We start from the raw sequence: 12,811 nt of genomic DNA on the forward strand, positions 1-12,811 counted from the left end.
AACAAGGTTTTCTTGTCTCAAAATGGACCACTTAGTTAAGCGGATTGGTATAATCTCAACATATTTAAAGAAATAGACATTAGAGAACCTCATGCCTGAATTACCAGAAGTCGAAGTCAGCCGTTTAGGCATTAGCCCACACATTGAAAAACAAACAGTCAGTAAAGTATTTGTACGCAATGCAAGCCTGCGTTGGCCTGTGCCAGATGAAGTGAAAGACATTGAAGGGCTGACGATCAACAGTGTACGCCGTAGAGCAAAATACTTAATGCTCGATACTGATATTGGCAGTGTGATTTTACACTTGGGTATGTCGGGACATTTGCGCATTGTGCCAATCAGTGAGCCGCTAAAAAAACACGATCATATTGAGATCCACTTCGATAATGGCAAAGCGTTACGTCTAAACGATGCCCGTCGTTTTGGTGCGTGTTTATGGCAAGCGCCTGATGAGTCTCATGCGTTGTTCGCAAAGCTAGGGCCTGAGCCTCTTACCGATGATTTTACTGCCGAGCATTTGTTTGACTGTTCTCGCAACAAGAAGGTGCCTATAAAGCAATTTATTATGGATAACCATGTGGTTGTGGGCGTCGGTAATATTTACGCCAACGAATCGCTGTTCAAAGCGGGTATTCATCCAAAACGCGAAGCGGGCAAGGTATCGTTAAAGCGCTATAAATTACTCACGCCAATCATCAAAGACACTTTAGCTGCGGCCATCACCCAAGGTGGTACTACGCTAAAAGACTTCGCACAGTCTGACGGTAAACCGGGTTATTTTGCCCAGCAATTACTGGTTTATGGACGCAAAGGCGAAGAGTGTGTGACCTGTAAAACTGTGCTTAAAGAAATTCGCTTAGGCCAGCGAAGTACTGTGTATTGCCCTAAGTGCCAGAACTAGAGGTTGAAAGCTACAATTTAATAACTGCCAATAAGCTATTGGCAGTTAAGCACTGAGTAAAACTTAGCAGGCCATAACAGCCTTACTAAATGCTGAACATCTATAAAGTGGGCAGTCAGTTAAACAAGAGATACAACTAAGCGCTGGGTTGGTGTAAGTACCACCTGCGACCGCTGCAGTTTGCTCGTTATTCATCTTACTCTGACTTAAGTTTTTAAGTTGTTGCTTTTTAATCTTATTTAATTTCATTTTATGCTCCTTATATTTGTTGTACTTATCGGTAAATAAGCACAATAAAAGTTGCACAAAAATCAATCAAATTAAATTGAAGAAATTTAAACTTACAGCTAACTAAGCGTGAAATCGATATTTGTTTGAGAAACGTTCAATAACTGGCCTTCAAAAGCTATTTTTTCGTTTAAAATAGCCTAAAGTATGAATATTTTTAAACTTCGAGCGCATCTTGTTTAGATTCTTCACTGTCTGATTGATAACACCACGCCGACAATATCTGTGTCACTTGCTTTATTCGCAACTCAAAACTGCTTTTTAATGCGCGCTCGTGAATGGTGTGGTCGCCGTCACCATAAGGGCCAAATCCATCTAAGGTTGGCACACCTGCTGCGCTGATTACGTTCGCATCTGACACACCACCGCGTTGTTCGGTTTTTAGCGGCTCATCTAAGATCATGGCAATCTCGTCAAGAAGCTGCTGTTGCAATGCATCTGGGCTCATCACGCCGCGTTGTAAGCCACCGTTCACGTTAATTTGCACACCGGTGATCTCCATGGCAAAACAGATATTTTCTATGCCTTTGAGCAATCGCTGTTGCTCTTTTAAAGTTTTAAAACGGGCTTCGACCATCATATTGGCTTTTGGCGAAATGGTATTGGTGCTTAAACCGCCTGAGATTTTACCGACATTCACGGTACTGCCTTTTTTTAAATCGGTCAGAGCGGTCATCTCAGTGAGCATATTTGCCAGCGCATAGTTGGCGTCGATGCCATCGGCGTAGTGATTGCCAGCGTGGGCGGCTTTGCCAATTATTTCAATATCGAAGGTGGCAATGCCTTTTCTACCAATAACGACTTCGTGATCTTTACCCGCCGCTTCAAATACCAAACACGCGTCGTAGTCTTTGGCGAGTTTTGCGGTTAAATATTTACTGTCATCGCTGCCTGTTTCTTCATCACTGACCAATAAAAAGTCGATGTTGTAGAGTGGGCCAAATTCCGCTTTTAAGTTACGAAGTGCATTCAGGGCGACAAAGTTACCGCCTTTCATATCGCACACACCAGGGCCATACACCCAGTCGTCATCTTGCTTAAACTCGGTAAAGGTATTGGGCGGAAAAACGGTATCTAGGTGGCCGAGCAATAAGATTTTTTTGCCCGCTCTTTTAGGGGTATGGAAAAGCAAGTGGTCACCAATATTTTCTCTTTGGTAACGGGTCATAGCAAAACCCAAAGGCGCAAGCAGCGCTATCATTTGCTCGCCATGTTCATCAATCCCTACTTTGTTTTTACTATGAGAATTACAACGAATAAGGGTTGCTAATTCTGCAAAATCTATCTGTGTCATAACGGATTTCCCTGTATTTATTTGCCGCCAGTTTCTCGACACTATGTTTCAAGGAGGTGAATGTTTTATGAACAAATTTTGTTCGCTGCAATTGGTCAAAAAAGTGTCATCTTGATCCGTTTAAATTGCGGCCAACAGCGCAAATAACCCTTTTGTGCTATACCCGTTTTGAAAACAAGGAGCATATTGTGACAGCACCTCATGTAGGCATTTGGATGTACGAAAATGGTGGCGGTAAAGCCATCGAGCAAAAACTAGTTCACGCTTTGGCTGAGCGAGGCATTCAAACCTCAACAGGATTAAATTTAAGAGATGCCAGAGCGCAAGGCGGCTCAATTATTTGCAATGGCATTGCCATGGAAAAGCTAGATACGTTTTTAAGCTACAACGCCGGACAGCAAACTCAGTATCAGCTTTACTTGTACCAAACATTGAGCGAAACCATTCCAACGTTGAATAATTACAATGCTTTCTCAATTGCTGAAGATAAATTCCGTACCTCTCACTTACTTAGCTCGCAAGGCATCGTGACACCAGATTACCGCTTATGCCACAAGAACGACATGGACGGCTTAAAGTCAGCGATCCGCGACTTCGGCGGCAAGCTGGTTTACAAACCAACCGACGGCTGGGGCGGCGTTGGCATAGTAAAAATTGACTCTGAGCAGGCGCTTGACATGTTAATGCCCTTTTTAAGCCGCACCGACTTACGTTATTTCTACGTAGAGCGCTTTATCAACTATGACAACACTGACTATCGTATTGATATTGTAGATGGTAAATGTGTGGGCTGTTATGGCCGTAAGGCTCCAAAAGACGATTGGAAAACCAACATCACCAGCGGCGGCTCTGTATTTGTGCGCGAGCCAAATGATGAAGTGGTCGATATTGCAGTTAAAGCCACAGAAACTCTCGGTTTAGAAATCGCAGGAGTTGACCTTATTTACGACCGTGAGCGAGAAGAATACGTGGTGCTCGAAGTCAATACTATCCCTGCTTTTGCCACACCAGAGCAAGAAGCGCTGGGGATTAACTTTAATCAAAGCAAAATCTCGGCCATGGTCGAGTTGATAGACAAAACTGTACAACGCAAACTTTCACTGCAATCTGCCAAGGTGGCTTAAATCATGACGAAGAAAACCTCACTGCCTAAAATCGGTCTACTTTACTTAGACTATGTACTGCGCTTTTTTGATAAATCGAACTTTAAAGGTTGGCCCGATAAAATTGAGCAAGTGACTTATCATTGGGGCAATGACAAAGCCCGCTTTATTGCAGAAGTGAAGCGTAAAAAAATCGACGTGTTGATTGGGAATATTCCAGCTACGGCTTACGAGACATTTCGTGACATTGCCCGAGCTCTACCCAATGTGCGTTTTTTACCGTCACTAGATAGTCAGTTTTCTAATAAATCAAAAGAAAATGTCACACACTTTTGCCGTAAATACGACTTGCCTATCCCGCATACAGAAATTTTTTATATTCCTGAAAAAGCGCAGTCTTATCTTGCGTCGGCGACTTATCCGAAAATAATTAAACGCTCTTACGGCCCATCTAATTATGGTGGTTACTTTGTCCATAAGGTAGACAGCTACGAAGAAGCGCAGAGCCTGCTGAGTGAAAAGCGTTATTACCCAGTGTACGTACAAGATTTTGTGCCGATGGAAGCAGATATTCGCGTCATGCTAATTGGTCATAAACCTGTTTGTGCGTTTTGGCGACGCCCGCCTGAAGGGGAGTGGCTCACTAACACCAGTCAGGGCGGCAGTATGGATTATCAAGGTATTCCAAAGTCAGTGCTAGATTTAGCGACTAAGACTTCCAAAGCGGCGAATGCAGAATATTGGGCTTGTGATATCGCATTGGGTAAAGACGGCAAGCTACGTATTTTAGAGTGTGCGACGGCGTTTGCAGCCTTCCCTTATATCCGTGATTGGATAGGTCAATACTTGATGTGGCTATTGGGTGAAGGGCGTTTTCGCAAACCAAATATTCCTATTTATAACTGGGAAGAGTTGGGCAAAATCGATGCGCGTTTTCTTCGTACCATGCGCCATATTGGTTTTTCTAAATATACCCCAAGCCAAGACTGCGGCGAATTATTTACCGATATGACAGAGCAAAGATATCCAATCTTTGATACCCAGTACCGCGCGGGTGAAGAGTGGCCGAGTGAGATCTGGAATCTACAAGATAACTTTAAACTGCCAGCCAAAGTGGTGCCAGCATCAGCCATGCAACCGGTACCAGGCAGTGATGAAGTCATGTCTGAAACCGATTTACCGAATGTGGCATTTGATGAGTCACAAATTCGCGCCATGTTGGGTGAAGTAAAAGGTGTGGGTGACAAGATGATTGATGACATCTTAGCGACGTTTGGCGCAACTGGCGTGGTTGAGGCCTTAAATACTGAGCCTGAGCAGCTGTGTGTTGTAAAAAATCTCAAAGCGAAAAAGCTAGAGAAAATCGTCGATCACTGGCACGCCTTTACAAAAGCATAACGGGAAGTAGGCATGAAAATACAATACGCGTCGTATCAAGACACCATCGACTTTTTACAAAAAGCGATGAGTGAACATCCGCATTTAATTCGTCTGCAAAGTATCGGTGAAACCTGGGAGGGCAGGCCCATTATGCTGGTTACTTTGTCATTAGATGTAACCTATGCGGATGACAAACCCGCGTTATTGTATACTGGCACCATTCACGCACGGGAGTGGATAGGGAATGAGTTAGCGATCAAGTTTATTCAGTATGTCATAGACAATTATCGCTTTAACCCTAAGTTACAAACAGCGTTAACACGGAACACGCTGTATATGGTGCCTTGCCTAAACCCTGACGGCTTTGAATACTCGCGGAATCACTTTTCATTTTGGCGTAAAAACCGCCGTAATAATGGTGATGGCACTTTTGGTGTGGATCTTAACCGCAACTTTGACGCTAAATTCATGCGTAACAGCAATACGCAGTCGAACACTTATGGTGGTCCGCATGCGTTTTCAGAGCCTGAAACCTGCGCCATTCGTGACTTCGTCGAAAAGCGCAGCAATATTTGTATTGCCCTTGATTACCATTCTCAAGGAAATGTGTTCTTTCCGGCGCATAAGTTTAATCACGAAGTTGAGATTGAAGGCACAGATTTAAATGTGTTGTGTGCCAACATGAACAACGAGATTAAAAAGGTTACGGGGCGTCAGTATGGCATTCACCGTGGTAAGCCACCGGCACAACTTATTCAGGGCAGCGGTCGCGAGTATTATTATCGCAAGGGTATTATTGCCACTGTGGTCGAGGTGGGTACCCGTAATATTCCTGATTATATGAAGAATATGGCGCAGAGTGTTGCCGAAAATATTCCTGCGGTTGCGTATGCTTTGGGTGAGGCGATCAACTATTCAAACCTTGCGCCTGCAAGAGTACCAGACTTCACCATTAAACAGGTGGGTCATGATAGCGTGGAGTTAGAGTGGGAATATGAACAGCGCGAAGATATTTATTTTGAATTGTACCGTGCAGAACATAATAAAAGCCCTTGTAATGAAGCCAACCTAGTGGCAATTACTAAATCTTTATCGTTCACTGATACACAATTAGAAAGTGGGCAGTTTTATTTTTACAACATTCGTGCCGTCGATAAAGTCACTAAAATTAAGTCGCCATTTAGCCCGGAACTGCGTTTAAAAACCTTATTGGCAGAGCATCAATGTAGTCGAACTTTATTCCCAGCCAAAGAGCAAGTAGGGTATCTAAGTGCTAACTATCAGCAAAAATCACGTGAACGCTTTGGTTATAATTCGATGTTTATTGGCGTCGATAAAAAACGCGGCACGAGCGTGGGAGTAGTCGTATTTGATTTGGCGAATATCCCAGAAGGCTCACATATTGATCGGGCTGAGTTTTTCTTATACCCGATGAATCGGGTGAATGCGAAAATAGAAAAGTATGGTGAATGGTCGATATCGGTACTCGATCCAAATCAAATCGATAATATCTATGACTACAATGCCATTTGTGAAGCACCTGCTTTACATACGCTTGGGCAAACGATTGAGTCTGATAAAATGACCCAAGGTATTTGGCTTAAATGGTCGTTTAATGGTGTCGAGCGAGATTTGATCTCTCAGTTGTTAGACGACCAAAAACTGATCTTACGCTTGCAAGGGCCCACCAGTTTACCACTAGGTAATGACTCGCAAGTCATGCAATTCGACATAGGCTATGGGCCATTTGGTAGCGGCTTACACTATCGCCCTAACTTAGAATTGGTTTACCAATTACCTGAACAAAGCTTAAAGCTAACGCCAAACAGCTATAACACTATTTACCAAGAGAAAGTGATTGTTGATAGTTTATGCTCAGGTTTCGATGACCAAGGTGAGATCGTATACGGGCAAATGGCATTTGAGCACCAGCATGAGTTAGAGCCAGAGAAAACCGTGTTTACTCAAGCTTGCTTAACCTTGTACAGCCAAAACTCACTGCCATCGAGCAAAGACGTACGTTTTACCGTCGAGCTGGTAGAGTTAAAAGACGTTGATTTTAAGCACGTTAAGCAGCGTCAGAAAATCGAATATATCGGCTATGAAGTGAGTAATGCCCAACTTAAAGAGCGCACCGCACACGACTTTATTTTCGACAGCTACAGCTTGAAAGAGCTGGCGCGCTTACATCAAACACAAACCCCATATTATTTCGTTATTCGAGCTACAGCTGAGTCACAGGCTAAAAATGCGCTAATTGAGTGGAGTAATGCAGAGCTGAATATTCGCTACATAGACCGTCGAAATCAAGCTTTACCCGCACCTACAGAGTTACAGGCACAGATTGAAAATGGAGTAGTAAAACTGACTTGGCAAAACCCAGAAAGCGATGATTTTGTCGGCTGTTTTGTGGTGCGAAATTGCTTCCACCCACCGCGTTCTCCGTTTGATGGCGTAAAGCTATACGGTGGGCCAGATGAATATACGCTCGATAATTTCGGTAACCCAGATATCGCTAAATATTATGCGGTATTTAGCTACGATCATGCGCCAAATTATTCAGAGCCAGCGGCGGTCTATTATTTGGGTAAAAATATGATTGGGGAGTAGACTCGAACTCCAATAATGAGTGCAACATTCAGGGTTAAAAATTAACAGTATACTGATTCTTTGCAATTGCTAAAATCTCTTTGCATACAGTAATGAAGGTTTAGTCACAGCTTTATGGGTTAAACCTACAGTATATTTATGGCGGAAAACACTAATCAGCAAAGGAAGATTATGAGTTACTCTTTTTAAAAGAGTGACTCATAAATAAGTCATGAATTATTAATCAGCTATGGGACAGGCTTCCACAGGTTCAACAACTCCTTTTTTCTCAGTTATATAACATTCGTCTAGTAAAGAGCAGTAGCAAACCTGTACAGTTAAATATTTTCTTTCAGTATTTAGCTTTGACCACAAGGAGTCATTCAATTCACCTCGGTAGAGTTTGTAAAATTCAAGTTTGTCTTGAGCGGGCACAACGACATTATACGTTGGCGAGGTGACGTAGCCACCTTTCGTAATATTTAAATCTTTAGATAGGTTACTATTAAATTCTTTTAACTCATTTGAGCAACAATCTTTTAAATAATCGAAAAAGTTTAATGTAGACTTTCCTTTGTACTTATAGATAACAGTTTTAACTATGGCAGGCCCAACACCGCCATTCGTTAAATTAAATGATATAACCGACTTATTAGTCCCGAGTTCAAAATTGCCAGTGCCATATTGTAATAAAGGTAAAGTCATAGCTTTCACTTGTTGCTCGGCAGACTTGGCTTGTAAATAGGTTGCATAAAAAGACGCAGCAGAAATAAACATGGCACAAAGTGCCAAAGTAAGGTTGAGTTTTTGAGAGGAGAACCTTATACCAGACATCACTATCCCTTAGTTGTTATTTTTATTCAGATAAAGTTTCTTAATTAGCTAACTTTGTTCGACAAAAATTAGCATATTTAGCAAGTACCCACAATGAACTATCAACTGCGAGTATGCGCATTTTAATGGCATGAAGTCTTGAATAGCTCTATCTTTTTCTTCCTGAGAATGCAGGCTTAACCTTGTGAGTAAAAATATTTTTAAATGAGATGAGTTTGAATAAAACTGGGGAAGGGGGCTTGATTTGCAAGCAAGGCTTTATTTAGGCTGAGAGGGTAGTGAGGTTTATGGAGTTAAAAACAATAACAGTCGGTTACTTAGTCACAAAATGCGCAGCATAAAGCTGCGCTTTCGTTTAGTTTTAAATTAAAGCTCAAAAGGAGCCACACCCACTGCTTGCATGGTGTAACCGGTTTGCGCTAATTCGCCACTCCAAGTCTCAACTTTGATGATCCCTGTGACTGTGATTGCATCGTACAAACTTTCGATTGGCACACCGTTTTTGATTTTTACATGGACGATCTGATTTGGCGGCGGTGGTGGCACGTGAATACATGCGCCGAAATAAGGCACCAATAAAAACTCGGTGATCACTTCGCTATCACCTTCAAGGGGCACAACAAAGCCCGGTAAACTCACTGACTGACCGTCTAATGCTTTTACTACTGGAGCATCTAAATCTGGTTGCACCCAGTTTTGGTCTGAGCCATCGTGACTGGCTGCATCTTGATTGCTAATTTGCACATGACCTTGTGGGATTAAGTCTTCCCAAAAAATTTCTTTCGGTGCTTGGGCAAAACTCAGTGCACTAAAGCACAAAGCAAAGCAGAGTGAAAATAATTTCATATTTTAAAAATCCTCTTATACCAATACTCTTAATCACGTATTAATGTAAATTGGTATTAAACCTTAATACTCATGCCGTCGCTGAGTGAATAATAATAGGCGCGCAGTGCAGGGAACAGTCCCATAACAGTGCCCGCGAGCATAATAGCGCCCAATAGCTTAACTTCATAGCTGCTGAGCAGAGAAAGCGACAAGCTAATACCAAACTGTGCCTGCAACACAGGTTGCGCTAGCAAGATTGCCACAAAGAATAATGCCGTTCCGACTAGGCAGCCAAGTAGTGTGATGATCACAGCTTCACTGGTTAGCAAACTGAAAATATGCCAAGGGCGTGCGCCAACTGAGCGAAGAATGGCCAGCTCACGACGCCTTTGATTGAGCGTTGCGAGTAAGGTTGTCAGCATACCGAGCAAGCTGATGATTACCACCACGATTGAAAACAGCAATAAGATCTTTTCAACAATATCTAACATGCTCCAGAGTTCTCGTAAGGTGACGCCTGGCATAATGGCTAGCAGTGGCTCACCTTGATATTGGTTGATATTGCGACGTACTTGTAAAGTATAAAGAGGTGAATCAAAACCCATTAGAAACGCAGTTATTTGCTTTGGCTCACCAATTAAATCGCCCGGTTCACTCTCAACTGGCTGGTGGGTTTTATGCTGATGTTCCCCATGACTATGGTCGTCATGCTCGTGGTGTTCATCGTAATGTTTTTCATGTGAGTGATGATCATGCTCTTCATGTTTATGCTCATCATGAGAATGCACTGCTTCATTTGTTGGTTTGTTAATGGCCTTACCAATCATGCGTGGCGATTTGTTATGACCGGAGCCATGCATTTCATCAATGGCGATGAGTGGCACATGCACGGTGCGATCAACAGGCGTGCCGGTCGGTTTTAAAATACCGACTATGGTCACTGGGTTATCATCATGATGATGAAAGCTGGTGTTACCCATACCGTGAGAGATAACGATTTGTTCTCCGAGATGATAGTTGAGCTTTTTTGCTACATCGCTGCCCAGAACCACTTCGCGACCATTATGAAATGCGCGGCCATGTTCAAATGCCAGCATTTGCTTTCTACCGTAACGGAAATGTGTAAAGTAGCTGCTATCTGTGCCTAATACCGCATGTCCTTTGTGACTGTCACCAAGGCTTATCGGGATGCTCCATGCCACACCTCGTTGCTGTTTAATATATTCATAGCTTTGCCACTGCACGGCATTATTAGCATGACCTATGCGAAATACACTTGAGAGCAAAAGCTGTATATCGCCCGTGCGTGCACCGACAATTAAATCGGTGCCAGAAATGGTATTGGCGAAGCTGCTTTTTGCTTCTTGTCTTACCCGTTCAATCGAAAGTAGCAGCATCACACTGATGGCGATGGTGAACAAAGTGAGTAGTACGCTCGATTTACGATTCCAACTACTTTTAAATGCCAGAGATGCTAGGTTCATTGTGCCGCTCCGTTAATCTCATTCAAACTCACTTTTCTATCAAATAGCTGCGCCAAGCTATGGTCGTGACTGACGAATAAAATAGTGGCTTGGTATTTTTCTGCTTGGTCAAACAGGGTTTCGATAAATGCTTCACGGCTGTCTGTGTCAAGTGCAGAGGTAGGTTCATCGGCAATGATAAGCTCTGGCTGACCAATGAATGCCCGTGCTGCCGCTACTCGCTGCTGTTGGCCGATACTTAATTCACTGACAGATTTAGCTTGTAGAGTGTGGTCTATCCCTAAATTTTCTAGCAAGCTAATAGCGCTTTGCTGTAAAGACTGGGTAAGTTTGCTTTTTCGCATTTTAGAGTATTGGCAGCCAAGCATGACGTTCTCAATGGGGTCTAAAAATGGCAGCAAATTAAAGTTTTGAAAAATAGTCCCAATATGATCTGCCCTAAATTGATCTCGTTTTGCGGCTGAGAGCTGGCGCATTTGCGTATCTAAAATTTTAATATCACCCGCTTGAATGGCATTAATACCTGCTAATAATCCGAGCAGGGTCGATTTACCACTGCCACTTGGGCCGTGTAAAAATATTCGCTCGCCTTGGCTAATTGTCAGAGCAGCAATATCTAGGGTAGGTGCGGGGTATTTAGGCCAGCTAAATACGAGGTTGTTTATCTCAATCATAATGGGCTCAATAAACTAAAAACACTGTGATGGTATAACAGTTTTCTCATCGGCTAAACTCTGCTCGGTTTAATTACCAAAATTCAACGATAAACCCCACATTTAACAACATAAGAGTTCGGGTTTAGTTTGTGATTTAAGGGTCTTGCGATTATTATATGCACTTCTAACCCCCTCATATTTTTTGCACCCCTTAGCAAGGTGCATCCGGCCTTGGAGTAATAATGAGTAGCTACAAAGTTTTAGAAGTGAATGATGATCTACCGATCCGCACAAAAGGTGCCGTTCACAGTGGTAAAGTTCGTTCAGTTTATTGGTTAACCGACGAAGACAGTGCGCGTTTAATTGAAGAAAAAGGCTACGATGTACCTAAAGGTACAGAGCTGGCGATCATGGTAATTTCTGATCGTATTTCTGCGTTTGACTGTATTTGGCAGGGCGAAAATGGCTTAAATGGTGTACCAGGTAAGGGTATTGCACTTAACAGCGTGGCATCACACTGGTTTAAGTTATTCGATCAAGCAGGTCTTGCGGGCAACCACATTGTAGACATTCCACACCCTTATGTGTGGATCGTGCGTAAAGCAAGCACGGTGCGTGTTGAAGCGATTGCGCGTCAGTACATTACAGGTAGCATGTGGCGTGATTATAGCAAAGGTGTGCGCAACTTCTGTGGTATTGAGTTACCAGAAGGGCTTGAAGCGAACCAGAAGTTAGACGAAGTACTGATCACTCCGTCTACAAAAGGCATTATCACTGACGTACCAGAAGTACCACCAGTGGATGATGTAAACATCACGCGTAAAAACATCACGGATAATCTAGCGGCATTTAACTTCAAATCAGAAGCGGATGTGGCTCAGTACGAAAAGCTTTTAACTGAAGGTTTTGCATTGATCAGCAAAGAACTTGCTAAGCTTGATCAGATCTTTGTTGATACCAAATTTGAGTTTGGTTACGTAGAGCAAACTGATGGCACTGAGCAGCTTATCTACATTGATGAAGTTGGTACACCTGATTCATCTCGTATTTGGGATGGCCCTGCATTCCGTGATGGTAAAGTAATTGAAAACTCTAAAGAAGGTTTCCGTCAGTTACTGATCAATAACGTGCCAGACAGCGATGTATTGCTTAATAAAGACAGAATGCCTGAGCGTGAGCAACTGGCACAAGATTACAAGCTACCAGTCGATGTGATGATGTCAGTATCTGACACTTATGTAGGTATCGCGAGTAAGATTGTAGGCAAAGAATTAACGATCCCTTCCGACCCTCGTGCAGAAGTGATTGCTATCCTTGATAGTGAATATGGTCTGATCGACTAAGCGTTTCGCTAAAGTGATTTAATAGGTCATACCTAAAGCTATTAAATCTTTAGCCTGATAATACTAAAAACTTGTATTATCAGGCTTTATTCTCAAAATCCTTGCAATTAA

At 42.7% G+C, this 12,811-nt stretch carries 11 protein-coding genes; 5 read left to right on the forward strand and 6 right to left on the reverse strand.

Features of this window, described 5'->3' with window-relative positions:
- The first annotated feature begins 91 nt into the window (after positions 1 to 91).
- Entirely contained in the window at positions 92 to 901 is an 810-nt protein-coding gene (gene mutM / locus ACGHEH_RS18640) for a bifunctional DNA-formamidopyrimidine glycosylase/DNA-(apurinic or apyrimidinic site) lyase (RefSeq protein ID WP_390448419.1), read from the forward strand.
- Between the two features lie 63 nt (positions 902 to 964).
- On the opposite strand, the gene ACGHEH_RS18645 is transcribed toward mutM, so the two are convergent.
- Both ACGHEH_RS18645 and ACGHEH_RS18650 read right to left on the reverse strand, forming a co-directional pair.
- A complete protein-coding gene (locus ACGHEH_RS18645; protein ID WP_390448421.1) occupies positions 965 to 1,150 on the reverse strand; it encodes a hypothetical protein in 186 nt (61 codons plus the stop codon).
- 196 nt (positions 1,151 to 1,346) lie between these two features.
- Positions 1,347 to 2,483 carry a M20 family metallopeptidase gene (locus ACGHEH_RS18650; protein WP_390448423.1) on the reverse strand — a complete coding sequence of 379 codons (1,137 nt, stop codon included), beginning with the start codon at positions 2,481 to 2,483 and terminating at the stop codon, positions 1,347 to 1,349.
- Between the two features lie 188 nt (positions 2,484 to 2,671).
- On the opposite strand from ACGHEH_RS18650, the gene ACGHEH_RS18655 reads away from it, so the two are divergent.
- The 3 genes from ACGHEH_RS18655 to ACGHEH_RS18665 are packed head-to-tail and all read left to right on the forward strand — an operon-like array spanning position 2,672 to position 7,576.
- Complete coding sequence (locus ACGHEH_RS18655; RefSeq protein WP_349285069.1) at positions 2,672 to 3,607, forward strand: ATP-grasp domain-containing protein; 936 nt, start codon at positions 2,672 to 2,674, stop codon at positions 3,605 to 3,607.
- Positions 3,608 to 3,610: 3 nt separating this feature from the next.
- On the forward strand, positions 3,611 to 4,984 hold the full coding sequence (locus ACGHEH_RS18660) for a RimK family alpha-L-glutamate ligase (protein WP_390448426.1): 1,374 nt from the start codon (positions 3,611 to 3,613) through the stop codon (positions 4,982 to 4,984).
- A gap of 12 nt (positions 4,985 to 4,996) precedes the next feature.
- Complete coding sequence (locus tag ACGHEH_RS18665; RefSeq protein WP_390448429.1) at positions 4,997 to 7,576, forward strand: M14 family zinc carboxypeptidase; 2,580 nt, start codon at positions 4,997 to 4,999, stop codon at positions 7,574 to 7,576.
- Between the two features lie 219 nt (positions 7,577 to 7,795).
- Here ACGHEH_RS18665 and ACGHEH_RS18670 read toward each other — a convergent pair whose 3' ends face one another.
- The 4 genes from ACGHEH_RS18670 to ACGHEH_RS18685 all read right to left on the reverse strand — a co-directional run bounded on the left by ACGHEH_RS18670 (position 7,796) and on the right by ACGHEH_RS18685 (position 11,375).
- Positions 7,796 to 8,392, reverse strand: coding sequence for a hypothetical protein (locus ACGHEH_RS18670; protein WP_390448432.1), 597 nt, complete (start codon positions 8,390 to 8,392; stop codon positions 7,796 to 7,798).
- Positions 8,393 to 8,755: 363 nt separating this feature from the next.
- Positions 8,756 to 9,235, reverse strand: a complete 480-nt coding sequence (locus ACGHEH_RS18675) for a DUF3299 domain-containing protein (protein ID WP_390448434.1) — start codon at positions 9,233 to 9,235, stop codon at positions 8,756 to 8,758.
- A gap of 56 nt (positions 9,236 to 9,291) precedes the next feature.
- Positions 9,292 to 10,701: an ABC transporter permease gene (locus tag ACGHEH_RS18680; protein WP_390448436.1), complete on the reverse strand. Its 1,410-nt coding sequence runs from the start codon at positions 10,699 to 10,701 to the stop codon at positions 9,292 to 9,294.
- The gene (locus ACGHEH_RS18685) at positions 10,698 to 11,375 is read right to left on the reverse strand and encodes an ABC transporter ATP-binding protein (RefSeq protein WP_390448439.1); all 678 of its coding nucleotides are present in this window, start codon (positions 11,373 to 11,375) and stop codon (positions 10,698 to 10,700) included. Before ACGHEH_RS18685 ends, ACGHEH_RS18680 begins: the two co-directional genes overlap by 4 nt.
- A 224-nt stretch (positions 11,376 to 11,599) precedes the next feature.
- Here ACGHEH_RS18685 and ACGHEH_RS18690 point away from each other — a divergent pair, with 224 nt between their 5' ends.
- A complete protein-coding gene (locus ACGHEH_RS18690; protein WP_390448441.1) occupies positions 11,600 to 12,700 on the forward strand; it encodes a phosphoribosylaminoimidazolesuccinocarboxamide synthase in 1,101 nt (366 codons plus the stop codon).
- Positions 12,701 to 12,811 lie beyond the last annotated feature (111 nt).

This window comes from Pseudoalteromonas sp. MTN2-4, from assembly GCF_042848605.1.
GTDB lineage: Bacteria > Pseudomonadota > Gammaproteobacteria > Enterobacterales > Alteromonadaceae > Pseudoalteromonas.

Excerpts from the sequence above, each read along its gene's own strand:
- ACGHEH_RS18685 (WP_390448439.1), bottom strand. The coding sequence starts at position 11,375 with ATGATTGAGATAAACAACCTCGTATTTAGCTGGCCTAAATACCCCGCA.
- ACGHEH_RS18665 (WP_390448429.1), top strand. The coding sequence starts at position 4,997 with ATGAAAATACAATACGCGTCGTATCAAGACACCATCGACTTTTTACAA.
- ACGHEH_RS18675 (WP_390448434.1), bottom strand. The coding sequence starts at position 9,235 with ATGAAATTATTTTCACTCTGCTTTGCTTTGTGCTTTAGTGCACTGAGT.
- ACGHEH_RS18645 (WP_390448421.1), bottom strand. The coding sequence starts at position 1,150 with ATGAAATTAAATAAGATTAAAAAGCAACAACTTAAAAACTTAAGTCAG.
- ACGHEH_RS18680 (WP_390448436.1), bottom strand. The coding sequence starts at position 10,701 with ATGAACCTAGCATCTCTGGCATTTAAAAGTAGTTGGAATCGTAAATCG.
- ACGHEH_RS18650 (WP_390448423.1), bottom strand. The coding sequence starts at position 2,483 with ATGACACAGATAGATTTTGCAGAATTAGCAACCCTTATTCGTTGTAAT.
- ACGHEH_RS18690 (WP_390448441.1), top strand. The coding sequence starts at position 11,600 with ATGAGTAGCTACAAAGTTTTAGAAGTGAATGATGATCTACCGATCCGC.
- ACGHEH_RS18660 (WP_390448426.1), top strand. The coding sequence starts at position 3,611 with ATGACGAAGAAAACCTCACTGCCTAAAATCGGTCTACTTTACTTAGAC.
- mutM (WP_390448419.1), top strand. The coding sequence starts at position 92 with ATGCCTGAATTACCAGAAGTCGAAGTCAGCCGTTTAGGCATTAGCCCA.